The sequence below is a fragment of the Kocuria nitroreducens genome, assembly GCF_042879195.1.
GTDB classification, from domain to species: Bacteria; Actinomycetota; Actinomycetes; order Actinomycetales; family Micrococcaceae; genus Kocuria; species Kocuria nitroreducens.
In genome coordinates this window covers 146,146-169,780 of sequence record NZ_JBHZTC010000002.1, presented here as the reverse complement: position 1 = coordinate 169,780, position 23,635 = coordinate 146,146, and the positions used below count along the sequence as shown (strand labels likewise).

At 72.3% G+C, this 23,635-nt stretch carries 21 protein-coding genes; 13 read left to right on the top strand and 8 right to left on the bottom strand.

Annotation, left to right across the window (positions count from 1 at the left end):
* Positions 1 to 7 precede the first annotated feature (7 nt).
* The 8 genes from ACFYE1_RS01905 (at position 8) to nrdR (ending at position 8,648) form a co-directional block, all read left to right on the top strand.
* A complete protein-coding gene (locus tag ACFYE1_RS01905) occupies positions 8 to 298 on the top strand; it encodes a YggT family protein (RefSeq protein WP_387739346.1) in 291 nt (96 codons plus the stop codon).
* A 43-nt stretch (positions 299 to 341) separates the two neighbouring features.
* Positions 342 to 455, top strand: a complete 114-nt coding sequence (locus ACFYE1_RS01900) for a pentapeptide repeat-containing protein (RefSeq protein ID WP_387739498.1) — start codon at positions 342 to 344, stop codon at positions 453 to 455.
* A gap of 103 nt (positions 456 to 558) precedes the next feature.
* On the top strand, positions 559 to 1,287 hold the full coding sequence (locus tag ACFYE1_RS01895; protein WP_387739343.1) for a DivIVA domain-containing protein: 729 nt from the start codon (positions 559 to 561) through the stop codon (positions 1,285 to 1,287).
* A gap of 214 nt (positions 1,288 to 1,501) precedes the next feature.
* On the top strand, positions 1,502 to 2,092 hold the full coding sequence (gene lspA, locus ACFYE1_RS01890; protein WP_387739342.1) for a signal peptidase II: 591 nt from the start codon (positions 1,502 to 1,504) through the stop codon (positions 2,090 to 2,092).
* Positions 2,085 to 3,035 carry an RluA family pseudouridine synthase gene (locus ACFYE1_RS01885; RefSeq protein WP_387739340.1) on the top strand — a complete coding sequence of 317 codons (951 nt, stop codon included), beginning with the start codon at positions 2,085 to 2,087 and terminating at the stop codon, positions 3,033 to 3,035. Before lspA ends, ACFYE1_RS01885 begins: the two co-directional genes overlap by 8 nt.
* 73 nt (positions 3,036 to 3,108) lie before the next feature.
* A complete protein-coding gene (gene dnaE / locus ACFYE1_RS01880) occupies positions 3,109 to 6,657 on the top strand; it encodes a DNA polymerase III subunit alpha (protein ID WP_387739339.1) in 3,549 nt (1,182 codons plus the stop codon).
* A 58-nt stretch (positions 6,658 to 6,715) separates the two neighbouring features.
* Positions 6,716 to 8,071 (top strand): histidinol dehydrogenase, encoded by a 1,356-nt coding sequence (hisD, locus tag ACFYE1_RS01875; RefSeq protein WP_387739337.1) that lies wholly within the window; start codon positions 6,716 to 6,718, stop codon positions 8,069 to 8,071.
* A 7-nt stretch (positions 8,072 to 8,078) separates the two neighbouring features.
* Positions 8,079 to 8,648 carry a transcriptional regulator NrdR gene (gene nrdR, locus ACFYE1_RS01870; RefSeq protein WP_344120216.1) on the top strand — a complete coding sequence of 190 codons (570 nt, stop codon included), beginning with the start codon at positions 8,079 to 8,081 and terminating at the stop codon, positions 8,646 to 8,648.
* A 253-nt stretch (positions 8,649 to 8,901) separates the two neighbouring features.
* On the opposite strand, the gene ppgK is transcribed toward nrdR, so the two are convergent.
* Positions 8,902 to 9,723, bottom strand: coding sequence for a polyphosphate--glucose phosphotransferase (gene ppgK, locus ACFYE1_RS01865; protein ID WP_387739334.1), 822 nt, complete (start codon positions 9,721 to 9,723; stop codon positions 8,902 to 8,904).
* Positions 9,724 to 9,769: 46 nt separating this feature from the next.
* Positions 9,770 to 10,669, bottom strand: a complete 900-nt coding sequence (map, locus tag ACFYE1_RS01860) for a type I methionyl aminopeptidase (RefSeq protein WP_387739332.1) — start codon at positions 10,667 to 10,669, stop codon at positions 9,770 to 9,772.
* 131 nt (positions 10,670 to 10,800) lie between these two features.
* On the opposite strand from map, the gene ACFYE1_RS01855 reads away from it, so the two are divergent.
* Positions 10,801 to 10,977 carry an SPOR domain-containing protein gene (locus tag ACFYE1_RS01855; RefSeq protein ID WP_387739330.1) on the top strand — a complete coding sequence of 59 codons (177 nt, stop codon included), beginning with the start codon at positions 10,801 to 10,803 and terminating at the stop codon, positions 10,975 to 10,977.
* 104 nt (positions 10,978 to 11,081) lie between these two features.
* On the opposite strand, the gene panB is transcribed toward ACFYE1_RS01855, so the two are convergent.
* Positions 11,082 to 11,918, bottom strand: coding sequence for a 3-methyl-2-oxobutanoate hydroxymethyltransferase (panB, locus tag ACFYE1_RS01850; RefSeq protein ID WP_387739328.1), 837 nt, complete (start codon positions 11,916 to 11,918; stop codon positions 11,082 to 11,084).
* A 138-nt stretch (positions 11,919 to 12,056) separates the two neighbouring features.
* Between panB and glnA (ACFYE1_RS01845) the strand changes: the two genes are divergently transcribed.
* On the top strand, positions 12,057 to 13,397 hold the full coding sequence (glnA, locus tag ACFYE1_RS01845) for a type I glutamate--ammonia ligase (RefSeq protein ID WP_387739325.1): 1,341 nt from the start codon (positions 12,057 to 12,059) through the stop codon (positions 13,395 to 13,397).
* 19 nt (positions 13,398 to 13,416) lie between these two features.
* Entirely contained in the window at positions 13,417 to 16,482 is a 3,066-nt protein-coding gene (locus tag ACFYE1_RS01840) for a bifunctional [glutamine synthetase] adenylyltransferase/[glutamine synthetase]-adenylyl-L-tyrosine phosphorylase (protein ID WP_387739323.1), read from the top strand.
* 134 nt (positions 16,483 to 16,616) lie between these two features.
* On the opposite strand, the gene glnA (ACFYE1_RS01835) is transcribed toward ACFYE1_RS01840, so the two are convergent.
* On the bottom strand, positions 16,617 to 18,041 hold the full coding sequence (gene glnA / locus ACFYE1_RS01835) for a type I glutamate--ammonia ligase (RefSeq protein ID WP_387739321.1): 1,425 nt from the start codon (positions 18,039 to 18,041) through the stop codon (positions 16,617 to 16,619).
* Positions 18,042 to 18,237: 196 nt separating this feature from the next.
* Between glnA (ACFYE1_RS01835) and ACFYE1_RS01830 the strand changes: the two genes are divergently transcribed.
* Positions 18,238 to 18,684: an RDD family protein gene (locus ACFYE1_RS01830; RefSeq protein ID WP_387739320.1), complete on the top strand. Its 447-nt coding sequence runs from the start codon at positions 18,238 to 18,240 to the stop codon at positions 18,682 to 18,684.
* A gap of 101 nt (positions 18,685 to 18,785) precedes the next feature.
* On the opposite strand, the gene ACFYE1_RS01825 is transcribed toward ACFYE1_RS01830, so the two are convergent.
* The 3 genes from ACFYE1_RS01825 to lipB all read right to left on the bottom strand — a co-directional run bounded on the left by ACFYE1_RS01825 (position 18,786) and on the right by lipB (position 21,501).
* Positions 18,786 to 19,595, bottom strand: coding sequence for a DUF4191 domain-containing protein (locus ACFYE1_RS01825; protein ID WP_387739317.1), 810 nt, complete (start codon positions 19,593 to 19,595; stop codon positions 18,786 to 18,788).
* A gap of 126 nt (positions 19,596 to 19,721) precedes the next feature.
* On the bottom strand, positions 19,722 to 20,729 hold the full coding sequence (gene lipA / locus ACFYE1_RS01820; RefSeq protein WP_387739314.1) for a lipoyl synthase: 1,008 nt from the start codon (positions 20,727 to 20,729) through the stop codon (positions 19,722 to 19,724).
* A gap of 70 nt (positions 20,730 to 20,799) precedes the next feature.
* The gene (gene lipB / locus ACFYE1_RS01815; RefSeq protein ID WP_387739312.1) at positions 20,800 to 21,501 is read right to left on the bottom strand and encodes a lipoyl(octanoyl) transferase LipB; all 702 of its coding nucleotides are present in this window, start codon (positions 21,499 to 21,501) and stop codon (positions 20,800 to 20,802) included.
* Between the two features lie 96 nt (positions 21,502 to 21,597).
* Here lipB and ACFYE1_RS01810 point away from each other — a divergent pair, with 96 nt between their 5' ends.
* Entirely contained in the window at positions 21,598 to 23,178 is a 1,581-nt protein-coding gene (locus ACFYE1_RS01810; protein ID WP_387739310.1) for a hypothetical protein, read from the top strand.
* Between the two features lie 52 nt (positions 23,179 to 23,230).
* Here ACFYE1_RS01810 and ACFYE1_RS01805 read toward each other — a convergent pair whose 3' ends face one another.
* Positions 23,231 to 23,578: a hypothetical protein gene (locus tag ACFYE1_RS01805; protein WP_387739308.1), complete on the bottom strand. Its 348-nt coding sequence runs from the start codon at positions 23,576 to 23,578 to the stop codon at positions 23,231 to 23,233.
* Positions 23,579 to 23,635 lie beyond the last annotated feature (57 nt).

Sequence of the window (23,635 nt, the reverse complement as noted above, 5' to 3'; positions counted from 1 at the left end):
CGGACCGATGGACGTGTTGCTCTCCGTGCTGTACCTGGCACTGCATCTCGTGTACGTCGCGCTGCTCGCGCGCCTCGTCCTCGACTGGGTGCAGATGTTCGCCCGCAACTGGCGGCCCCGCGGGGCGGCCCTCGTCGGCGCCTCGGCCGTGTACACCGTCACGGACCCGCCGATGCGGTGGCTGCGGCGGATCGTGCCGCCCCTGCGCTTCGGCGGGGTGTCGCTGGACCTCGGGTTTCTCATCCTCATCTTCGCCGTCAGCATCGTGCAGGGCATCGTCGGCTCGATGCTGGCCTGACCCGGTGCCGGACCCCTGCGATGCCGGGTCGGCCTGATGCCGGCTGACCCGATGCCGGCTGACCCGGTGCCGGCTGACCCGGTGCCGGCTGACCCGGTGCCGGCTGACCCGGTGCCGGTCCGACCCGGCCCGCGGCGGACCGGCCTGTACGCTGTAACCGCACGACCACCGGGCGCCGGCCACCGTGCCGCCCCGGCCACGGTCGTACGGATCCCCCGCCGCGGGCCGCGCCCGCGCCCCGCCCACGAAGGAATGCACCCATGGCACTGACGCCCGAAGACGTCATCAACAAGCGGTTCCAGCCCACCAAGTTCCGGGAGGGCTACGACCAGGACGAGGTCGACGACTTCCTCGACGAGATCGTCGTGGAGCTGCGCCGCCTCAACCAGGAGAACACGGACCTCAAGCAGCAGCTCGAGGCCGCCGGTCAGCCCGTCGCCCCCAAGGACTCCGCGCCGTCGCCCGTCTCGGAGCCCGGCCTCCCGGTCGCGGAGGACGCCGTCGGGGCCGAGCCCTCCGCGCCGGTCGCCAGCGGTGCGCAGCAGGACGCGGTGGAGCAGACGGTCCCCGTCGGGGCCGACCTGCCGGAGACCGGTGCCGCCGAGACCGCCCCCGCGGGAACGGAGCCCGTCTCCGGCGCGGCGCAGTCCGCGGCCGGCGTCCTCGCGATGGCCCAGAAGCTGCACGACGAGTACGTCGCCGAGGGCACGGCCGAGCGGGACCGGATCATCGGCGAGGCCCGCGACCGGGCCGAGGAGCTCGTCACGGACGCCCAGCGCACGCGCGAGGAGACCCTCACCGCCCTCCAGGAGGAGCAGGCCGAGCTGCAGGCCCGCGTCTCGGGCCTGCGCGACTTCGAGCAGGACTACCGCACCAGCCTCAAAGCGTACATCCAGGACCAGCTGCAGGACCTGGACACCACCCCGTCCCTCGAGCCCGCCCGGACCGCAGACGGCGCCGCCGGCGCGGTCCGGACCGAGCAGGCCTAGCCACCGCGCCACGACGCGCGCCCCGCGGAGGGACCGGCCACGGGCCGGTCCCTCCGTCGTCGCCCTGGCCCGGGTGCTCCGGTGGGGGTGGTGCGGACGGGACGCTCCCGGACGGGGTTCGCGGGCGGACGTGGCACCATGGGACGGGGCCGATGTCCCCGCCGCCCCGTCCTGCGAGGCGGACCCGAGCCCCGATCCGCCACCCGAGGAGAGCATGAGCGAGTCCCCCGAAGTTCCCGCCGGCGCGCCCGACCGCGGGGTGCCGCGGGGCGTCCTGCTCCTCGCCGCGGCGGCCGCGCTGCTGGTCTACGCCGCCGACCAGCTCACCAAGTGGTGGGTCGTCGCGACCATGGAGCTCGGCCAGCAGACGCCGGTGGTCGAGGGGCTGCTGTGGTGGCAGTTCATCCGCAACCCCGGCGCCGCGTTCTCGCTCGGGAAGGACATCACCTGGGTCTTCACCCTGGTCATGGTGGTCGTCTCCGTCCTCATCGTGCTCACCCTCCGCCGCGTCCGCTCGGCCGCGTGGGCACTGGCCCTGGGCCTCGTCCTCGGCGGCGCCCTCGGCAACCTGACCGACCGGCTCCTGCGGGATCCGGGCTTCGGAGTGGGTCACGTGGTGGACTTCATCGCCGTGCCGCGCTTCGCGATCTTCAACATCGCCGACTGCGGGGTGGTCACGGGGGTGTCCCTCGTGGTGCTCCTGACCCTGCTCGGCCGGGAGCTCGACGGCACCCGCACGGGTTCGGGCGGCCGGGACGGTCAGCCGCTCGAAGCCTCCCCGGAGGAGGAGGGCACCCGTGGCTGAGTCCGAGGAGCACGTGCGGGAGCGCTTCACCGTGCCGGCCGAGCTCGAGGGCCACCGCGCGGACGCGGCCGTGGCCGCCCTCACGGGTCTCTCCCGCTCCGCGGCCGCGGCCCTCTGCGCCGAGGGGCGCGTGCTGCACCGCGACCGGCCGGTCGCCAAGTCCTTCCGGGTCGAGGCCTCGCAGACGCTCACCGTGCACGTGCCCGTCCCCGAGGACCCGGCACGGATCGTGCCCCAGCTGGTCGAGGACTTCCGCGTGGTGCACCTGGACGACGACATCGTGGTGATCGACAAACCACCGGGCGTCGCGGCGCACCCCTCGCCGGGCTGGAAGGGGCCGACCGTGGTCGGCGCCCTGGCGGGCGCGGGCGTCGCCGTGAGCACCTCCGGCGCCCCCGAGCGGGCCGGCGTGGTGCACCGGCTCGACGTCGGCACGTCCGGGCTGATGGTCGTGGCCCGCACCGAGCGGGCGTACACCGCGCTCAAGCGGGCCTTCAAGGACCGGACGGTCACGAAGGTCTACCACACCGTGGTGCAGGGCCTCCCGGACCCCCTGCGCGGGACGATCGACGCGCCGATCGGGCGCCACCCCGGCTACGACTGGCGCTTCGCCGTGGTCGAGGGCGGCCGCACGTCGATCACCCACTACGAGGTCCTGGAGGCCTTCGGCCGGGCGGCGCTCGTCGAGGTGCACCTGGAGACCGGCCGCACCCACCAGATCCGCGTGCACTTCTCCGCGCTGCGCCACCCCTGCTGCGGGGACCTCACCTACGGCGCGGACCCCGCTCTGTCGGCCGGCCTCGGGCTCACGCGGCAGTGGCTGCACGCCAAGCGCCTCGGCTTCGAGCACCCCGGGACGGGGGAGCCCGTCGAGTACGAGAGCCCGTACCCGCCGGACCTCTCCTTCGCCCTCGAGACGCTGCGCGACGGCGGGCCCACCTGATCCGTCGGAGCCTCCCGCTGCGGGCGGGCCCCGGCGGGGCGGGGCGGTCGGTGCGGGCCACTACACTGGTCGGGTGACGACGGCGACCGGCAAGAACAGCTTCACCCACCTGCACGTGCACACCGAGTACTCCATGCTCGACGGTGCGGCACGCCTCGACGACCTCTTCGAGGCCTGCCACGAACTGGGGATGTCCTCCCTGGCGACGACCGACCACGGCTTCGTCTTCGGGGCCTTCGATTTCTGGAACAAGGCCCGCAACGCGGGGATCAAGCCCATCATCGGTGTGGAGGCGTACCTGACGCCGGGCACCGCCCGCTCCGACCGCACCCGCGTGAAGTTCGCCGACGGCGGCCGGGACGACGTCTCCGGCGGCGGCGCCTACACGCACATGACGCTGCTCGCCGAGACCACCCAGGGCATGCAGAACCTGTTCCGCGCCTCATCCCTGGCGTCCCTCGAGGGCCAGCTGTACAAGCCGCGCATGGACCGCGAACTCCTCAACACCTACGGCAAGGGCCTGATCGCGACCACCGGCTGCCCCTCCGGCGAGGTCCAGACCCGGTTGCGCCTGGGCCAGTACCAGGAGGCCCGGCAGGCCGCGGCGGAGTTCCGCGACATCTTCGGCGCCGAGAACTACTACTGCGAGCTCATGGACCACGGCCTGGGGATCGAGAAGCGGGTCACCGGCGACCTGCTGAAGCTCGCCAAGGACCTGCAGCTGCCGCTCGTGGCCACCAACGACCTGCACTACACGCACGCCGAGGACGCGAAGTCCCACGCCGCCCTGCTGTGCGTGCAGTCCGGGTCGACGCTGGCGGACCCGAAGCGGTTCAAGTTCGACGCCGACGAGTTCTACCTGAAGTCCCCCGCTGAGATGCGGGAGCTGTTCCGGGACTTCCCCGAGGCCTGCGACAACACCCTGGAGATCGCGGAGCGGTGCAACGTCGAGTTCGACACCTCCGCGAACTACATGCCCCGCTTCCCGACCCCCGAGGGCCACGACGAGGAGTCCTGGTTCGTCGAGGAGGTGCAGCGGGGCCTGCACCACCGCTTCCCCGGCGGGATCCCCGAGGACGTCCAGCGGCAGGCGGACTACGAGAAGGGCATCATCCTGCAGATGGGCTTCCCCGGGTACTTCCTGGTGGTGGCCGACTTCATCAACTGGGCGAAGAACAACGGGATCCGGGTGGGCCCGGGGCGCGGCTCCGGGGCCGGGTCGATGGTCGCGTACGCCATGCGCATCACCGAGCTGAACCCGCTGGCGCACGGGCTGATCTTCGAGCGCTTCCTCAACCCGGACCGCGTCTCCATGCCCGACTTCGACGTCGACTTCGACGACCGCCGCCGCTCCGAGGTGATCCACTACGTCACCGAGAAGTACGGCGACGAGCGCGTGGCCATGATCGTGACCTACGGCACCATCAAGGCCAAGCAGGCGCTCAAGGACTCCTCGCGCGTGCTCGGCTACCCCTTCTCGATGGGGGAGAAGCTCACCAAGGCCATGCCGCCGGACGTCATGGGCAAGGGGATCTCCCTCAAGGACGTCTACGACGACTCCGCAAAGCGCCACGGCGAGGCCGACGAGCTGCGCGAGGTCCTCGCCCAGGATCCCGAGGCGAAGAAGATCTTCGAGACCGCCGAGGGCCTCGAGGGCCTCAAGCGCCAGTGGGGGGTGCACGCGGCCGGCGTCATCATGTCCTCGCACCCGCTGATCGACATCATCCCGATCATGCGCCGCGAGCAGGACGGCCAGGTCATCACCCAGTTCGACTACCCCACGTGCGAGGGTCTCGGGCTGATCAAGATGGACTTCCTCGGCCTGCGCAACCTGACGATCATCTCCGACGCCCTGGAGAACATCACGCTCAACCAGGACGGCTTCGTCCTCGACCTCGAGAACCTCGGTCTCGGGGACGCCGAGTCCTACGAGCTGCTGGCCCGCGGCGACACCCTCGGGGTGTTCCAGCTCGACGGCGGACCCATGCGCCAGCTGCTCAAGCTCATGCGCCCCGACAACTTCGAGGACATCTCCGCGGTCATCGCGCTCTACCGCCCCGGTCCCATGGGCGCGAACTCGCACACGAACTACGCGCTGCGCAAGACCGGTCAGCAGGAGATCACCCCGATCCACCCCGAGCTCGAGGAGCCGCTCGCGGAGGTCCTCAACACGACCTACGGCCTCATCGTGTACCAGGAGCAGGTCATGGCGATCGCCCAGAAGGTCGCGGGCTTCTCCCTCGGCCAGGCGGACATCCTCCGCCGCGCGATGGGCAAGAAGAAGAAGTCGGAGCTGGACAAGCAGTACGAGGGATTCCACGGCGGCATGGTGGAGCGCGGCTACTCCGAGGCCGCCATCAAGGCCCTGTGGGACATCCTGCTGCCGTTCTCGGACTACGCGTTCAACAAGGCCCACTCCGCGGCGTACGGCCTCGTGTCCTACTGGACGGCGTACCTCAAGGCGCACTACCCGGCCGAGTACATGGCCGCGCTGCTGACCTCGGTGGGCGACGACAAGGACAAGCTCGCCCTGTACCTCACCGAGTGCCGCCGGATGGGCATCACCGTGCTGCCCCCGGACGTCAACGAGTCCGCGCTGAACTTCACCCCGGTGGGCACCGACATCCGATTCGGGATGGGCGCGGTGCGCAACGTGGGCGCCAACGTGGTCAGTGCGATGGTCGAGGCCCGGGAGGAGCACGGCGCCTTCACCTCCTTCAACGACTTCCTCGCGAAGGTCCCCGCCGTGGTCTGCAACAAGCGCACCATCGAGTCCCTGGTCAAGGCGGGCGCCTTCGACCGGCTGGGCCACACCCGGCGCGGGCTCGTGCTCTGCCACGAGGAGGCCGTGGACGCCACGGTGGCCGTCAAGCGCCAGGAGGCGGCCGGTCAGTTCGACCTCTTCGGGGGCATGGGCCTGGACGACGAGGACCCCACGACGTCGCTGACCGTCGCCGTGCCGGACGTGCCCGAGTGGGAGCGCAAGGACCTGCTGGCCTTCGAGCGCGAGATGCTGGGCCTGTACGTCTCCGACCACCCGCTGCGCGGCCTCGACGAGGCGCTCGGCCAGTACGCCGACACCTCGATCCAGCCGCTGCTCGGCGAGGACGGCCGGCCCGACGGTGCCGTGGTGACCGTGGCCGGCATGATCACGTCCCTGTCCCGGCGGATCGCCAAGACCTCGGGCAACGCCTACGCCCGGGTGGAGCTCGAGGACCGGACGGGCTCGATCGAGATCATGTTCTTCGGCAAGGCCTACGCCCCCATCGCGGGCGTGCTCGCGGAGGACCTGATCTGCGTGATCAAGGGCCGGCTGCAGCGCCGGGACGACGGGTCGGTGACGATCTCCGCGCAGGAGCTCACCGTGCCGGAGCTCTCGGCGGACGGGCACAGCGGTCCCGTGCTGATCGCCCTGCCCGAGTTCCGCGCCACGGAGGAAACGGTCAAGGAGATCGGCGCGGTGCTGCGCAATCACCGCGGGGACTCCGAGGTCCGCATCCACCTCGAGACGCGCCAGAAGGTGCAGGTCCTGCGCCTGAGCCCGGACCTGCGGGTGAACCCGTCACCGGCGCTGTTCGGGGACCTCAAGGTCCTGCTCGGCCCGACCTGCCTGGAGGTGTAGCCCACCGGGCGGCGGAGCGCAAGGTCCGGCACCCGGCCGGGCGTCGCGGTGGAATACCATGGAGAGCGTGACTACTGCTGAGACGACCACGACTCCCGTCCTGCGAACGATCGACCTGCGCGGCCGGCAGTTGTCCTGGTCCCAGCTGAGGGCGGCAGTTCCCCGGCAGAGCTCGACGTCGCTCGCCTCGGCCCAGCGGGCCGTGGAGGAGATCATCGCCGCGGTCCGCGCCGAGGGCGCCGACGCCCTGCGCCGCTACGCGCAGCGCTTCGACGGCGTGGAGCAGGAGCGGCTGCGCGTCGACCCGGCGGAGATCCGGCGGGCCGTCGACGAGCTGGACCCGGCCGTGCGCCGGGGCCTGGAGACCGCCATCGAGCGGACCCGGGCCTTCGCGCAGGCGCAGCGGCCGGCCGACGCCCGCGTCGAGGTCGCGCCCGGTGCTGTGCTCGTGCACCGGTGGACGCCCCTGCGCCGGGCGGGCCTGTACGTGCCCGGCGGACTGGCCGTCTACCCTTCGTCCGTGGTCATGAACGTCGTCCCGGCCCAGGCGGCCGGGGTCGGCTCGGTGGTGCTGTGCAGCCCGCCGCAGAAGGCGTTCGGCGGTCTGCCGCACCCCACGATCCTCGCCGCCGCCGGGCTGCTGGGCGTGGACGAGGTCTGGGCCATCGGCGGCGCCCAGTCGCTGGCCGCCATGGCCCACGGGGTCACGGACGGCGAGGACGTCCTCGAACCGGTCGACACCGTGACCGGTCCGGGCAACGTCTACGTCGCCACGGCCAAGCGCCTGCTCCGGTCCGTGGTCGGCGTGGACGCGGAGGCGGGGACCACCGAGATCGCCGTGCTGGCCGACGAGACCGCCGTGCCGGCCTACGTGGCCGCCGACCTGATCTCCCAGGCCGAGCACGACCCCGCCGCCGGCGCGGTCCTGATCACCCACTCGCCGGGGCTCGCCGAGCGGGTCGCCGCGGAGCTGGCCGTCCAGGTGCCCGAGGCGAAGCACCGGGAGCGGATCGCCACCGCCCTGTCCGGGCCGCAGTCCGGGATCGTGCTGACCGACGACCTCGACGCCTCGATCGCCGTGGCCGACGCCTACGCCGCCGAGCACCTCGAGATCCACACCGACGACCCGCAGGAGGTCGCCGCCCGCGTGCGCAACGCGGGGGCGATGTTCCTGGGCCCCTACAGCCCCGTCCCGCTCGGCGACTACGCGGCGGGCTCGAACCATGTGCTGCCCACGGGCGGGACGGCGGTGCACGCCCAGGGCCTGTCCACCACCGCCTTCATGAAGGCGGTGCAGATCGTCGAGTACACCCAGGACGCGCTCGCCCGGATCGGGGAGGACATCGTGGCCGTCGCACGCTCCGAGGACCTGCCCGCGCACGGCCGGGCCATCACGATCCGCACCGGGAGCTGATCCGGCCGTGCACTGCCCGTTCTGCCGTCACACCGACTCCCGGGTCGTCGACAGCCGCACCACGGACGACGGGACGGCGATCCGCCGCCGCCGCCAGTGCTCCGAGTGCGGCCGGCGGTTCACCACGCTCGAGACCACGACCATCTCGGTCATCAAGCGCTCGGGCGTCACCGAGCCCTTCGACCGGCAGAAGATCGTCAACGGGGTGCGCAAGGCCTGCCAGGGCCGGCCGGTCAGCGAGGACGACCTCGCGATGCTCGCCCAGGAGGTCGAGGAGACGATCCGGGCGCTGGGCGCGGCGGAGATCGAGGCCCACGAGGTGGGGCTCGCGATCCTGGCCCCGCTGCGCCGGCTGGACGTCGTGGCGTACCTGCGCTTCGCCAGCGTCTACCAGGCCTTCGACGGCCTCGGGGATTTCGAGGAGGCGATCGACCTGCTGCGCCGGCAGCAGGCCGAGCAGACCGGGCAGCAGACCATCCCCGCCACCGTTGAGCCGATCGGCGCCGCCAAGAAGCGCACCGGCCGGCGGCCGCGGGGCAAGGGCCTCGAGGGAGTGTCCCAGCCGCGGCTGCTCTGACGGCCGGCCGACCCGGCGTGTCCCTTGCCGCAGCCGGGACGGGGGTCGTAGAGTGGGTTACGCAACAAGCTCCCGCTGGGGGCTGCGGAGGGGAAGCCGCGGCCCCCAGCGGGTTTTTCTGTTCCCCCTCGACGAAGACCGTGCACCGACCGCAGGAACAGGTCGGTGCACGGTCTTCGTCGAGGGGGCGTCGTCGTGCGCCACGAGGGCCGGGACGAACCGCGACGGATCGGTCCACCCGGATCGCGGGTCGTCAGCGTGCGGACACGGGCAGGTCTGCGCGCAGAGCGGCCCCCACGATGCCCGCGTTGTTGCGCAGCTCCGCCACCTTGATGGGCGTCCGCAGATTCAAGTAGGGAAGGAACTTGTCGGGGTTCTTGGACACCCCGCCGCCCACGATGAACAGGTCGGGGGAGAAGAGGAACTCGACGTGGCTGAAGTAGGGTTGCAGCCGCTTGGTCGCCCACTTCTTCCACGGCAGGTCTTCGCGCTCCCGCGCCGACGCCGAGGCCCGGGTCTCGGCGTCGTGGCCGTCGATCTCCAGGTGGCCGAGCTCCGCGTTGGGCACGAGCCTCCCGTCCTGCACGAGGGCCGAGCCGATGCCGGTACCGAGGGTGAGCACGATGACGAGACCGCCCACGCTCCGGCCGGCGCCGTACACCGCCTCGGACAGCCCCGCCGCGTCGGCGTCGTTGAGGGCCTCGACCGGCCGGCCCAGCCGCCGTGTCATGAGTGAGTCCACGTCCGTGTCGATCCAGGACTTGTCGATGTTCGCGGCCGACAGGGCGACGCCGTTCTTGATGATCGCCGGGAAGGCGATGCCGACCGGGGAGTCCGGGGCCGGAGCGTCGGGGCGGGCCTGCAGCTCCTCCACGATCTGCGCGACGGTCTCGGCCACCGCCTCGGGGGTGGCCGGCTGCGGCGTCGGGATGCGGAAACGCGTGCCGACGAGCTCCCCGGTGTCGAGGTCCACGATCCCGCCCTTGGTGCCGGTTCCCCCGAAGTCGACGCCGATCGCTCGGCGGTGGGTGGCAGGAACGGTCGCGGCAAGCTCGGTGGTCTGTGGCTGGCTCATGGAAGGTCCTCTCGCGGGCCATGGCGGTCGGTCAAGTGTGGGCAGTCTACGTCAGGGTGAGGACGTCCGCGCCGTTCTCGGTGACGGCCATGGTGTGTTCGAACTGGGCGCTGCGCCGCCGGTCGCGAGTGGTCACCGTCCAGTCGTCGTCCCACTGCTCCCACTGGATCGTGCCGAGGGTCAGCATGGGCTCGATCGTGAAGACCATGCCCGGGACCATCAGGGTGGAGTAGGACGGTGCGGCGTCGTAGTGGGGGACGATCAGTCCGGAGTGGAACTCGCGGCCCACCCCGTGGCCCGTGAAGTCCCGCACCACGCCGTAGTCGAAGCGCCGGGCGTACTTCTCGATGACGCGGCCGATGACGTTGATCTCCCGGCCAGGGCGGACGGCCTTGACGGCACGGTTCAGAGCCTCCTCGGTGCGTTCGACGAGCAGGCGGGACTCCTCGTCGACCTCGCCCACCAGGACCATCCGGTTGGTGTCGCCGTGGAAACCGTTCTTGTAGGCCGTGACGTCCAGGTTGATGATGTCGCCCTCCTCCAGCACCGTGGAGTCGGGGATGCCGTGGCAGATCACCTCGTTGAGGGACGTGCAGATGGACTTGGGGAAGCCCCGGTACCCCAGGCAGGAGGGGTAGGCCCCGTGGTCGCACAGGTACTCGTGGGCGATCCGGTCGAGCTCGTCCGTGGTCGTGCCGGGCACGGCCGCCCACCCGGCCTCTTGCAGGGCGCGCGCCGCGATCCGGCCCGCCTCGCGGATGAGCTCGATCTCGTCCGGGGTGTAGACGTTGCCGCCGCGGCCCTCGTCCGGCTCCGCCCGGCCCACGTACTCAGGGCGGGGGATGGCCGCCGGCACGGGCCGGCCGGGGGTCACGGAGCCGGGGACGAGGGCACCGACGGGGGCGGTGCCACCGGGGGCGGGAGCGGTGAGGTTGTGCGTGGGCACGGGGGTCTGGACCTCCTGGATCGGGTGAGCCGGCCCCGTCCGGGCCGGTCCGGGCCTAGGATCTACCCTAGCGCGCCGGGCACGGACCGGTCCGGTCACCCGGGGCCCGGCGGCCACCGAGAGGAGAGGTCATGGCCGAGTTCTGGTTCAACACCTACACCCACCAGGTCGAGGAGGGCCCGCAGTCGGACTACCGCAAGCTGCTCGGCCCCTACGCCACGCACGAGGAGGCGCAGAACGCGCTGAAGCTCGCGGCGGAGCGCACCCGGCGGTGGGACGAGGAGGACCGCGCCTACGAGGAGGGCTGAGCGGCCGCGCGCGGCGCCCCGGGGGGCTGCGCGTCCGGGACCGCAGGTCAGGGGTGGTGCGGCTGTGCCGGTGCGGCCGGAGCGGTGCGCCCGGGGCGGGTGGCTCAGAAGCCGTGCTCGGGGCCCGGGAACGTCCCCGAGCGCACGTCCTCGACGTAGCGGCCCACGGCGTCGGAGACCACACCGTGGAGGTCCGCGTACTGCCGGACGAAGCGCGGCATCCGGCCCCGGCGCATTCCCAGCATGTCCTGCCACACGAGCACCTGGCCGGTGGTCGCGGGCCCGGCCCCGATGCCCACGGTCGGGACGTCGAGGGCGGTGTCCACCGCCGCGGCGGCCTCCGCCGGGACCATCTCCATCACCAGGCAGAACGCCCCGGCGGCCTCGAGGGCACGGGCGTCCTCGAGGAGCGTCCGCGCGGCGTCGCCGCGGCCCTGCACCCGGTACCCGCCCAGGGCGTGCTCGCTCTGCGGGGTGAAGCCGATGTGCGCGACGACGGGCACCCCGGCCTGGACCATGGCCCGGACGTGGGGGGTGAACCACGCGCCGCCCTCGAGCTTCACGGCGTGCGCCCCGCCCTCCTTGAGGAAGCGCACTGCGGTGGCCACGGCCTGCTCGGGGGAGGCCTCGTAGGAGCCGAAGGGCAGGTCCACCACCACGAAGGCGCGCTCGACGGACGCGGACACGGCCCGGCACATCGGCAGCAGCTCGTCCACGGTGACGGGCAGGGTGCTGGAGTGGCCCAGGACGTTGTTGCCCGCGGAGTCCCCCACGAGCAGCGAGTCGACGCCGGCCGCGTCGAAGATCGACGCCGTCAGGGCGTCGTAGCACGTGAGCATCGTGAACTTCTCACCACGGCGCTTGGCCTCGCGCAGGTGGTGCGTGCGCACCCGGCGCACGTCCAGCGCTCCCGGTGCCGGGCGGGGTGTCTCCTGGGTCATGGCCCCACCCTATCGGGCGGGCCCGCCCGCGCCGCCCCGTCCCCGGGGGCGCGACGGGGCAGCGCGTTAGAGTGGGCGGGACAGCAGGCGCGCCCGGTCGGCACAGCGCTCCCGGGCAGGAAGACGAGGAAGACAACCATGGACCGTCAGCAGGAGTTCGTCCTCAGGACCATCGAGGAGCGCGACGTCCGCTTCGTGCGCATGTGGTTCACGGACGTCGTCGGGAGCCTCAAGTCGGTGGCCCTGGCCCCCGCCGAGGTCGAGGCGGCCTTCGAGGAGGGGCTCGGCTTCGACGGCTCCTCCATCGAGGGCCTGTCGCGGGTCTCCGAGGCGGACATGCTCCTGCAGCCGGACCCGTCCACGTTCCAGATCCTGCCGTGGCGCAGCGAGACGGAGCCCACCGCGCGGATGTTCTGCAACATCCTCACCCCGGACGGCGAGCCCTCCTCCTCGGACCCGCGCGGGGTGCTCAAGCGGGTGCTGGAGAAGGCCTCGGACATGGGCTTCACCTGCTACACGGCGCCGGAGATCGAGTTCTACCTGCTGAAGTCCGCGGACCTCGACGCCGAGGGCCAGCCGACGCCCGTGGACCACGAGGGGTACTTCGACCACGTGCCGGGCGGCGTGGTGCAGGACTTCCGGCGCAAGGCCGTCAACATGCTGGAGGCCGTCGGCATCTCCGTCGAGTTCTCGCACCACGAGGCGGGCCCCGGACAGAACGAGATCGACCTGCGCTACGCCGACGCCCTGCAGACGGCCGACAACATCATGACGTTCCGCACGGTCATCAAGGAGGTCGCGCTCTCGCAGGGTCTGTACGCGACCTTCATGCCCAAGCCGTTCACGGAGCACCCCGGCTCCGGCATGCACACCCACTTCTCGCTCTTCGAGGGGGACACCAACGCCTTCTTCGAGGCGGGGTCCGAGTTCCGCCTGTCCCGCACGGCCGGGCACTTCATCGCCGGCATCCTGCGGCACGCCCCCGAGTTCACGGCGGTGACCAACCAGTTCGTCAACTCCTACAAGCGGCTCTGGGGCGGGGGAGAGGCGCCCTCCTACCAGTCATGGGGGCACAACAACCGCTCCGCGCTCGTGCGGGTCCCGCTGTCCAAGCCGGACAAGGTGCAGGCCGCGCGCATCGAGTACCGCGGCATCGACTCCGCCACGAACCCGTACCTGTCCTACGCCGCGCTGCTGGCCGCGGGGCTGCGGGGCATCGAGAACGAGTACGAGCTCCCGCCCGTGGAGCTGGACGACGTCGCGGCGATGAGCTCCGCGGAGCGCCGCGCCCTCGGCCACAACCCGCTGCCCTCGAGCCTGTACGACGCCATCCGGGAGACCGAGGAGTCGGAGTTCATGGCCGAGCTGCTCGGGGAGCAGGTCTACGACTACTTCCTGCGCAACAAGCGCCGCGACTGGAACGACTACCGCCGGGTCGTCACGCACTTCGAGCTCAAGAACAACCTCGGCATCCTCTGACCCCGGACGGACCGTCCCCATGACACATCCTCCCCAGTCGGCGGCGGCCGCGGACCCCGTCGCCTCCGGCCGTCTCATCAAGGTCGGCTTCGCGAACACCGGCAACGCCCAGCGCTGGCTCGCCTTCCCGGAGCTCGCCGACGTCGACCTCGACCGGCTGCTGGAGGGCCTGGCGCTGGCGGCGTCGCCCGACGTCGCCCTGCAGCTCACCGTCCGGATCCTCGAGCGCTCCCCGGAAGTCGCGGAGCGGATCAACGCGGGGCCGGAGGCCTCCGAGACCATGTTCCGGCTCCTGGGCGCCTCCGAGGCGCTCGGGGAGTTCCTGCTCCGGCGCCCCGAGCACCTGGACCTGCTCGCGGAGCCCGCCGCCGCCGAGCCCGGGGAGATCCCCGGGGAGCAGTTCCGCGACGCGCTGCTGACGGCCGTCGGCGCGGATCCCGCCGCACGGACCCCGGTCGCGGCGGAAACCGGGGACGCCGCCTGCAGCGCCCTGCGCGCGGCCTACCGGCGGGAGCTGACGCGCATCGCGATCCAGGACGTCGGGGCGCTCTACCCCGCCGACCACATGCCCGCGGTGGGCCGCCAGCTGGCCGACCTCGCCGCCGCGGCCCTCGAGGGGGCGCTCGCGGTCGCCCGGGCGGAGGCGGCGGGCACCTGGGCCCCCGAGACCGTCGACCGGGTGCGGCTCGCCGTGATCGGCATGGGCAAGTGCGGGGCGCGGGAGCTCAACTACATCTCCGACGTCGACGTCGTCCACGTCATGGCCGTCGAGGACCCGGACGGCGCGGAACCCCTGGACGCGGCCGAGGCCACCGTCATCGCCACGGCCCTCGCCGCGGGCACCGCACGGGCGCTCATGGCCCGCGGCGCCGAACCCCCGCTGTGGGAGGTGGACGCCAACCTCCGGCCCGAGGGCAAGGACGGGCCGCTCGTGCGCACCCTGGACTCGCACGTGCGCTACTACGAGCGGTGGGCCGAGTCCTGGGAGTTCCAGGCCCTGCTCAAGGCCCGGCCCGTCGCCGGGGACCCGGCTCTCGGGGCGGCGTACCGGACGGCGATCGAGCCGTTCGTGTGGCGCAGCTCCGGACGCGAGGGCTTCGTCGAGTCCGTGCAGGCCATGCGCCGGCGGGTCACCGACAACATCCCGTCCGCGGAGGGCGAGCGCCAGATCAAGCTGGGCCCCGGAGGGCTGCGCGACGTCGAGTTCACCGTGCAGCTCCTCCAGCTGGTGCACGGGCGCACGGACGAGCGGGTCCGCACGCAGGCCACGACCGAGTCCCTGGCCGCTCTCTCCGAGGGCGGCTACATCGGCCGCCGGGACAGCGAGCAGTTCTCCGCCCACTACCGCTGGCTGCGCCTGCTCGAGCACCGCATCCAGCTGTTCCGGCTGCGCCGCACCCACCTCATGCCCCAGGGGGAGCGGGAGCTCACGGTCATCGCCCGGTCGCTGGGCGGCGCCGCGGACACCGCCCGCCCCTCCGGGGAGTCGTTGCTCGAGGAGTGGCGCAAGGTCAAGCGCAGCGTCCGGGGGATGCACGAGCGGATCTTCTACCGGCCGCTGCTGGCGGCGCTCGCGCACCTGCCCGAGACCGGCACGCAGCTGTCTGCCGAGTCGGTGCGGGACCGGCTCGCCGCGCTCGGCTACCGGGATCCGAAGGCCGCCGTGCGCCACATCGAGGCGCTCACCCGCGGCGTCAGCCGGCGGGCCGAGATCCTGCGCACCCTGCTGCCCGTGCTCCTGTCCTGGCTGGCCGACGGCGTCGACGCCGACGCCGGGCTGCTGGGCTTCCGGCGGCTCTCCGAGTCCCTCGGGACCACCCCCTGGTTCCTGCGCCTGCTCCGCGACTCGAACGCCGCCGCCGAACGGCTGTGCCAGATCCTCTCCAGTTCCCGGTACGTCACCGACCTGCTGGAGAACTCCCCGGAGGCGACCGTCTGGCTCGGCCAGGACGACGAGCTCTGCCCCGTGTCCTTCGAGACGCTGTGGAGCGAGATCCGCGCCCAGATGGCCCGTCACCCCGACCCGGGGGAGGCCGTGCGGATGATCCGGCTCATCCGCCGCCGCGAGGAGCTGCGCGTGGCGCTCGCGGACACCTCCGGTCTGCTCGACGTCGAGCAGGTCGTGGAGGCGCTGTCCGACATCGACCGCGTCTGCATCCTGGGCGCCCTGCACGTGGCCGAGCGGGAGGTCTACGACCGGGGCGGCCGGCTCGCCGACGTCCTCGTCGTCGCGATGGGCCGGCAGGGCGGGCGGGAGATCGGCTACGGCTCCGACGCCGACGTCATGTACGTCTACGCACCGGTGGGGGACGCGGACCCTGCGGCGGCCCGGGAGCAGGCCGAGACCCTGCTGCAGCGAATGGTGCAGCTGCTCAAGGCGCCCTGCTCGCCGCCGATCGTGGCGGAGCGGGTGCTGGAGATCGACAACGACCTACGCCCCGAGGGGAAGCAGGGACCGATGGTGCGCTCCATCGAGTCCTACGCCGAGTACTACGCCCGGTGGGCGCAGACCTGGGAGTTCCAGGCGCTCACCCGGGCGCTGCCCGTGGCCGGCAGCGACGACCTGGCCGACGCGTTCCGGCGGGTCGTCGACCCGCGCCGCTACCCCGTGGAGTTCACGGAGCGCCAGCTGCTGGAGATCCGGCGGATGAAGGCCCGCGTGGAGAACGAGCGGATGCCGCGGGGCGCGGACCCGTCCCGGCACGTGAAGCTCGGCCGGGGCGGGCTCTCGGACGTCGAGTGGCTCGTCCAGACACTACAGCTCCAGCACGGGCACCGGGTCCAGGGGCTGCGGACCACGAGCACCCTGCGGGCCCTGCACGCCGCGGAGGAGGCGGGTCTCGTCAGCGCCGAGGACGCCGTGGCCCTGTCCGCCGCGTGGCGGCTGGCCACGGCGGTGCGCAACGGCAACGTCCTGCGGACCGGGCGCCGCTCCGACGCCCTGCCCTCGAAGCGGGCCGACCTCGAGGCGGTGGCCCGCTGGTGCGGGTACGAGCACGGGTGCGCCGGGCGGCTCGAGGAGGACTACCTGCGCACCACCCGCAAGGCCCGGGCCGTGTTCGAGCGGCTCTTCTACGGCCACTGACAGCGGTCACCGACGGCGGTCGCTGGTGCAAGGCACTGGTGCCGGCCCCGGACCTCCTGTGGTGCGGGGAGGGCCCCGGACCCGTCCTGCGGGTCCGGGGCCCTCCCCGTGGTGCTGAGTCGTGGTGCTGCGGCTCAGACGCCGTAGTACATCGAGAACTCCAGCGGGTGCGGGACCACGGACAGCGGCTTGAGCTCGAACTCCCGCTTGTACTCGATCCAGGACTGGACGGTGTCCTCGGTGAAGACGTCACCGGCGAGCAGGAACTCGTGGTCCTGCTCGAGGGCCAGCAGCGCCTCCTCGAGCGAGGCCGGGGCCTTCTTGATGTCCTTGGCCTCCTCGGCGGGCAGCTCGTAGAGGTCCTTGTCGATCGGATCGGCAGGCTCGATGCGATTGCGGATGCCGTCGAGGCCCGCCATCAGCTGGGCGGCGAAGGCCAGGTACGGGTTGCACGAGGGGTCCGGGGCGCGGAACTCGAGGCGCTTGGCCTTCGGGTTGGTGCCCGTGATCGGGATGCGGATGCCGGCGGAGCGGTTGCCCTGCGAGTACACCATGTTGACCGGCGCCTCGAAGCCCTTGACCAGGCGCCGGTAGGAGTTCACCGTCGGGTTGGTGAACGCCAGCACGGCCGAGGAGTGCTCCAGGAGGCCGCCGATGTACCAGCGGGCGAGGTCGGACAGGCCCGCGTAGCCCTTCTCGTCGTAGAACAGCGGCTCGCCGCCCTTCCACAGGGACTGGTGGCAGTGCATGCCGGAGCCGTTGTCGTTGTAGACGGGCTTGGGCATGAACGTGGCCGACTTGCCGAAGGCGTCCGCGGTGTTCTTGATGACGTACTTGAACTTCTGCAGGTCGTCGGCGGCCCGGGTGAGCGTGCTGAACCTGTAGTTGATCTCGGCCTGACCGGGACCGCCCACCTCGTGGTGGGAGCGCTCGACCTCGAGGCCCACGTCGTCCAGGGCCACGCACATGGCGTCGCGCAGGTCGGCCTGCTTGTCGACCGGGGAGACGGGGAAGTAGCCGCCCTTGGTGGCGGTCTTGTTGCCCAGGTTCCCGCCCTCCTCCTTGCGCCCGGTGTTCCAGGACGCCTCGTCGGAGTCGATGGCGTAGAAGGAGCCCTGCGGCTGAATGTCGTAGCGGACGTCCTCGAAGATGAAGAACTCGGCCTCGGAGGCGAAGTTGGCGACGTCGGCGATGCCGGTCGACGCCATGTAGGCCTCGGCGCGCTCGGCGACGCCGCGGGGGTCGCGGTGGTAGGGCTCACCGGTGCGGGGGTTCACGATGGAGCAGGTGACCACGAGCGTCTTCTCGACGCGGAACGGGTCCACGAACGCCGACGTCGGGTCCGGGATGAGCTGCATGTCGGACTCGGCGATGCCCTGGAAGCCTCGGATGGAGGAGCCGTCGAACAGCTGCCCGTGCACGAAGAAGTCGTCGTCCACCGACTTGGCGGGGAGGTTGAAGTGCTGTTGCACGCCGGGCATGTCCGTGAACCGGACGTCGACGAAGACGATCTCCTCGTCCTTGATGAACGTGAGGACTTCCTCGGGTGTCTGGAACATGTGCTGTTCTCCTTGTTAGGTGGGCTGGACCGCCGTGCCGGGAACGTTCGACCGGCGTCCTTTTCCGGGGACAACGCTACGGACCGGGCATTAAGGCTCCGTGTCCCGGGTGTTTCCTCGGTGTTACGCAGGTGACGCCCGGGGAGCCACGGTCTCCCGCCAGTCTAGGGGAGTGCCTCCCCGATACCCTGAGGGGATGATCGACAGACGTGACGTGGGCTCGTGGCTCGAGGGGCCGGGGACCGGCCGGCAGCAGTACCCGGGACAGCGCCTCGGGAGACCGGAACAGGGGCCGGGCTCCGTGGGACGCGTGGGGCGGCGGATCGTGGCCCTGGTGCTGGACTGGTTCCTGTGCTGGGCCCTCGCCGAGTGGCTCGTGCCCCAGTGGAACGAGCAGGGCCTGATGACCCTGGCGTTCCTGCTCGTGCTCAACGTGCTGACGGTCGGCGCGACCGGACACACGCCCGGCCACCTCGTGACGGGGCTGCAGGTGCAGACGCTGGCCGGGCGGCCGGCCGGCTTCGCCCGTGCCTCGGTCCGCTCCCTCCTGCTGTGCCTCGTGATCCCGGCTGCCGTGTTCGACCCGGACCAGCGCGGCCTGCACGACCGCGCGGTGGACACGGTCCTGGTCCGGACACGCTGAGCGCGCCGCCGGGCACGGCGCCCGGCACGACGACGGAGCCCCTCGCCTTCCGTGGAAGGCGAGGGGCTCCGTGTCCGCACTGTGGGCGGCGGTCCGGCGGCTCAGCGGCCGCGCATGGCCCTGCGGTCGGGGCGGGCGCGCATCGGGTCCACGCCCTTGGGGATCGGCAGGCGGTTGCCCAGCGTGCTGATCCGCTTGTGCACGGTCTGCACCTCCTGCTGGGTGAGCTTCTTGTCGAGCTTCTTCATCCGCTTGGACAGCTCCCGCAGCGGCACCTGCCCCTCGCCCTTGCCGGTCTTGATGACGTGGATCGGCACGTTCTGGATCACGGGGCCGATCCGACGGCGCTCCTTGGCGACGAGCTTGTCGACCCGTCCGGCGGGGCCCTCGGTCACGAGGACCACTCCGGGCCGGCCGATGGCGCGGAAGATGAGGTCGCGGGTGCGGGGGTCCATGGCGGCCGGCTGGTCCTCGACGATCCAGCCGCGGCGCAGCGCTGACAGCGCGGCGCCGGCGGCCCCGGGCTGGTCCTCGATCCGGGCGAACGCGGCGCGCTCGGCCCGCCGGGAGAGGTAGAAGGAGGCCGCGAGCAGGGCGAACGGCAGGCCTATGAGCAGCCCGGTGATCCAGTTGCCGAGGAGGACGCCGATGAGCAGGAAGACGAGCAGGACGCCGAGGCCGATCAGCAGCATCCACCAGCCGATGTTGGGCTCGACCTCGCGGGTCATCTTGAAGACCTGCTTGATCTGGCCGAGGAAGCCGGGCCCCTTGGTCGCCTTCCGCTGCTTCTTCGCCTCGCGTTTCTGCGCCCGTGTGGGCTTCCCGGTGGGCTTCCCCGTGGGCTTCCCCGTGGGCTTCCCGGGGGAGGTGGATCGCGCCGTGGGGCGCGACTTGGCGTGGGAGGGTGACACGGTGAGACCTCGTCCTGTGGTGCGGTGGCGGTGTTCCGGGGGACCTGCGGCGTCAGGGCGTCAGGGTGCCCGGCCGTGGTCCGTCCTCCAGTTTAGCGGGTGGGCGGGGCCGCGCCCCGCCGAGCCTCAGCGGAGTCGCTGGACGAGCGAGGAGGCCTCCTGGGAGGCGCTGCCGGTGTCCTCGATGTGCGCCAGGTGGTCCGGGATCGCCCGGCCCGACTTCTCCATGGCCCTGGCCCACAGCCGGCCCGCGCGGTACGAGGACCGGACCATCGGACCGGCCATGACGCCGAGGAAGCCGATCTCCTCGGCCATCTCGGAGAGCTCCACGAACTCCTCGGGCTTGACCCAACGGTCGATCGGGTGGAACAGCGGGGAGGGCCGCAGGTACTGGGTGAGCGTGATGATGTCGCACCCGGCGTCGTTGAGGTCGCACAGCGCCTCGTGGATCTCCTGGTTCGTCTCGCCCATGCCGAGGATGAGGTTGGACTTGGTGATCATCCCGGCGTCCTTGCCTTGGGTGATGACGTCCAGGGAGCGCTCGTAGGTGAACGCGGGCCGGATCTGGCGGAAGATGCGCGGGACCGTCTCGACGTTGTGGGCGAAGACCTCCGGCTGGGCGTCGATGACCTGCTGCAGCCGGTCGGGCTTGCCCTGGAAGTCGGGGATCAGGATCTCCACGCCGGTGTTCGGGTTCAGCGTGTGGATCGCGCGGATAGTCTCCGCGTACAGCCAGGCGCCGCCGTCGTCGAGGTCGTCACGGGCCACGCCCGTCACGGTCGCGTAGCGCAGACCCAGCTCCTTGACGGACTCCGCCACCTTGCGGGGCTCGGTGACGTCCAGCAGGTCGGGCTTGCCGGTGGCGATGTCGCAGAAGTCGCAGCGGCGGGTGCACTTGGAACCGCCGATCAGGAACGTGGCCTCCCGGTCCTCCCAGCACTCGTAGATGTTGGGACAGCCGGCCTCCTCGCACACGGTGTGCAGGCCCTTGCCGCGGGCGAGGGACTTCAGCTCCTGGAACTCGGGGCCCATCCGCGCCGTGTTCTTCAGCCAAGACGGCTTCTTCTCGATCGGCGTCTCGGCGTTGCGCGCCTCGACGCGCAGCAGGCGGCGGCCCTCGGGGGCAACGGTCATGGTCGGTCTCCTTGTCGAGATGTCGACGGTGGTGCGCTCACGGTCCCGGTGGTCCCGGGGGCGGCACGGGTCAGCTGACGGCGGTGGGCCAGGGCAGCGGACCCGGGGTCCCTGACGGGACGAACTGTTCGCACAACTCGTACCGGCGGGAGGATATTTCCTGCTCCATGCGGGCGACCACCGTCTCCGGGGTGACGAGCCGGCCCGTCTCCTGCGAGAGGCTCGTGATGGACGCGTCGGTGATGCCGCAGGGGATGATCTTGCCGAACGGCTGCAGGTCGTTGGAACAGTTCAGGGCGAAGCCGTGCATCGTGGCCCGCCTGGAGACCTGAACGCCGATGGCGGCGATCTTGCGGTCCGGCCCGTGCTCGTCCCCGAGCACCCATGCCCCCGACCGGCCCGCCACGGTGGTGGCCTCCACCCCGAAGTCCGCGACCACGGCCACGATGATCTCCTCGAGCAGGCGCACGAAGCGCACGACGTCGATGGGCGTGGTGAGCCGGACGACGGGATAGCCCACGAGCATCCCGGGGCCGTGGTAGGTGAGCTTGCCCCCGCGCCCGATCTCCACGACCTCGGTCCCGTCGGAGGGATATTCGTGGGGTTCGGTGCGCCGTCCGGCCGTGTAGACCGGGGGGTGCTCCAGCAGCAGCACGGTGTTGGGCCGCTGGCCCGCGACGACCTCGCGGTGCACGTTCTGCTGCAGCTCCAGCGCCGAGCGGTAGTCGACGAGGTGCGGGTCGAAGCCGAGCCGTTCGAAGCAGAGGGACATGAGCCCAGCCTATCGCGCGGCCGGCCCGGCGCGCGCCGGACGTGGGTTGTGGACGGCGCCCACGGCCCCTGGCTGCGGCCGGGCATGCTTGGGGGCATGGAGCAGCGCCCCGCCGCGCACGGCGGCCACCACGAGCCCTCCCGGACCCCGTCCGTCTCCGCCCGGGCACGGCTCGCGGCGGCCGTGCGCGACGACCGATCGGGTGCTCTCCCTGGCACCCGTACGGTGGACCCGTCCCCGCGACTACCGCCGGAGGACGGTCTGGAGCCGGTGCGCCGTCTGGGCGGGCGCTCGTGGCTGGTGCGGGAGGCCCGCTCCGGGGAGCACTTCGTCCTGCGGCCCTGCCCGGAGGCGCCCGGGCCGGAGCGCGACCGGCAGCGGACCGCGCTCCGGTCGCTCGCCGTGGCCCTGGCGGGCCGGGACGAGCCCTGTCTCGTGGCCGTGCGCGGACTGCTGGGCCCGGCGGCGGCCCCCGTGGGCCTGGTGGAGGACTTCCTGCCGGGCGGCTCCCTCGCCGACCGGCTGGCCGAGCGCGGCCGGCTGGCGCCCTCCGAGGCGGCTTCGGTGCTCCGGGACGCCGCGACCGGCCTGGCGTCCCTGCACGCCCTCGGCCGGTGCCACGGGGAGTTCTCCGCCCGGCAGGTCCTGCTCCGCGGCGCGCAGACCCCGGCGGCGACCGCGGACGGTGCCGGGCACTCCGCCGCCGTGCGCGCGGGCACGGCGGCCGGGAGCCCGGAGGAGGACGTCCGTGCCCTCGGGGCCGTCGGATGGGCGGCGCTCACCGGACGGGCGCCGGCGCAGGAGGCGCAGCGGGTGCCCCTCTCCCTGTTGTGCCCGGAGGCCCCGCCCGGACTCGTCCGGACGGTCGAGGCGGCGCTCGACGCCGATCCCTCGGCCCGGCCCGCAGCGGAGGACCTGGCCGTCCGGTTCGGGCGGGCCCGGGACACGGTCCCCGACGGACCGAGGGCCACCACCGACCTCCCGGAGCGGGTGCGGACGGGCCACGGGCGCCAGGCCGTGCTCGTCGGTGCGGCGGCGCTGGTGCTCGCCGCCGGGGGCGCGGTGCTGCTGCCGCGGGAAGGGCCCGCCCCGCCCCCGGACCCCGTGGCACCCCCGGCGACCACCCCCTCCGCGACGACGCACCCGGTGCGGCCCCCCGCTCCGGGGCGGTCGGCCCCCGCGGCGCCGGGGCCCGTCGGTGGAACGCCGCAGCACCCCGCCGACACCGCCGACCAGGCGGATCCCCGGCGGGCGCTGCGGGAACTCGTGGCGCGGCGCGGCAAGGCCCTGCGCACCGGTGACGCCGGGCTGCTGGAGGAGGTGTACGCGCCCGGCGCCGAGGCCGCGGCGGCGGACCGGGACACCATCGAGGGGGCACGCGGGGACTTTTCCGAACTCGTGCTCGCGGTCGAAGGCGTCCGCGACGCGCCGACGGGGTCCGCGGAGCCGGACAGCGCCGTGCTGGTGGCCGAGGTGCGGGTGGACGGCTACCGCGGCGGGCCTGGCACGATCCCGTCGGTGGTACCGGCCGGGGACGGATGGGTGCAGACGGTCCTCGTGGTCCTGGTCGACGGGGAGCGGGGCTGGCGGCTGGCCGCGGTGGAGCCCGCGGCGGGTGCGACTGCGTCGCCGGGGCCGGGCGAGCAGGGTCCGGCACGGCAGGACCCCCGGGGCTGACGGGCAGCGCCGGGGGTCCGGTCGTCGGGGGTGCGGTGGTGGGCGGCGGGGCTCACCAGAGGGTGGCGACCGCCATGTTGATCAGCGCCAGCCCGCCCACGGCGTGGGCGAGACCGGTCGAGACCGTCTCCCCGCGCCTGGTCTTCCGCTGACCCAGGAAGGCGGCCACCGCCACGGCGAGGGCGACGAGCAGCTTCACGGCGACCCTGGCGTGGTTGACGTCACCGTCGCCCATCTCGTGGATCGCCACGAGCAGGAGACCGGTCACCAGGCTCAGCAGCGAGGCGTGGAACTGTCCGGGGGACACCGTCGGGCGCTTCATGGTGTAGATCCAGGTGCCCACGATGATCGCGGCGCCCACGAGGTGCAGGAAGACAAGGAGTCCGGTCAGGAAGGTCATGCTCTCGAGCCTATCGGAGGGGTACCCGCGGACACCGAGAGGGCGTGCCCCTGTGAC

What these genes read in the sequence shown, in the direction of transcription:
- ACFYE1_RS01810 (WP_387739310.1), top strand. Translation starts at nt 21,598, where the DNA reads ATGGAGCAGCGCCCCGCCGCGCACGGCGGCCACCACGAGCCCTCCCGG.
- lspA (WP_387739342.1), top strand. Translation starts at nt 1,502, where the DNA reads ATGAGCGAGTCCCCCGAAGTTCCCGCCGGCGCGCCCGACCGCGGGGTG.
- lipA (WP_387739314.1), bottom strand. Translation starts at nt 20,729, where the DNA reads ATGACCGTTGCCCCCGAGGGCCGCCGCCTGCTGCGCGTCGAGGCGCGC.
- ACFYE1_RS01895 (WP_387739343.1), top strand. Translation starts at nt 559, where the DNA reads ATGGCACTGACGCCCGAAGACGTCATCAACAAGCGGTTCCAGCCCACC.
- ACFYE1_RS01905 (WP_387739346.1), top strand. Translation starts at nt 8, where the DNA reads ATGGACGTGTTGCTCTCCGTGCTGTACCTGGCACTGCATCTCGTGTAC.
- panB (WP_387739328.1), bottom strand. Translation starts at nt 11,918, where the DNA reads ATGACCCAGGAGACACCCCGCCCGGCACCGGGAGCGCTGGACGTGCGC.
- hisD (WP_387739337.1), top strand. Translation starts at nt 6,716, where the DNA reads ATGGAGAGCGTGACTACTGCTGAGACGACCACGACTCCCGTCCTGCGA.
- ppgK (WP_387739334.1), bottom strand. Translation starts at nt 9,723, where the DNA reads ATGAGCCAGCCACAGACCACCGAGCTTGCCGCGACCGTTCCTGCCACC.
- glnA (WP_387739321.1), bottom strand. Translation starts at nt 18,041, where the DNA reads ATGTTCCAGACACCCGAGGAAGTCCTCACGTTCATCAAGGACGAGGAG.
- ACFYE1_RS01855 (WP_387739330.1), top strand. Translation starts at nt 10,801, where the DNA reads ATGGCCGAGTTCTGGTTCAACACCTACACCCACCAGGTCGAGGAGGGC.
- ACFYE1_RS01805 (WP_387739308.1), bottom strand. Translation starts at nt 23,578, where the DNA reads ATGACCTTCCTGACCGGACTCCTTGTCTTCCTGCACCTCGTGGGCGCC.
- ACFYE1_RS01840 (WP_387739323.1), top strand. Translation starts at nt 13,417, where the DNA reads ATGACACATCCTCCCCAGTCGGCGGCGGCCGCGGACCCCGTCGCCTCC.
- glnA (WP_387739325.1), top strand. Translation starts at nt 12,057, where the DNA reads ATGGACCGTCAGCAGGAGTTCGTCCTCAGGACCATCGAGGAGCGCGAC.
- ACFYE1_RS01830 (WP_387739320.1), top strand. Translation starts at nt 18,238, where the DNA reads ATGATCGACAGACGTGACGTGGGCTCGTGGCTCGAGGGGCCGGGGACC.
- lipB (WP_387739312.1), bottom strand. Translation starts at nt 21,501, where the DNA reads ATGTCCCTCTGCTTCGAACGGCTCGGCTTCGACCCGCACCTCGTCGAC.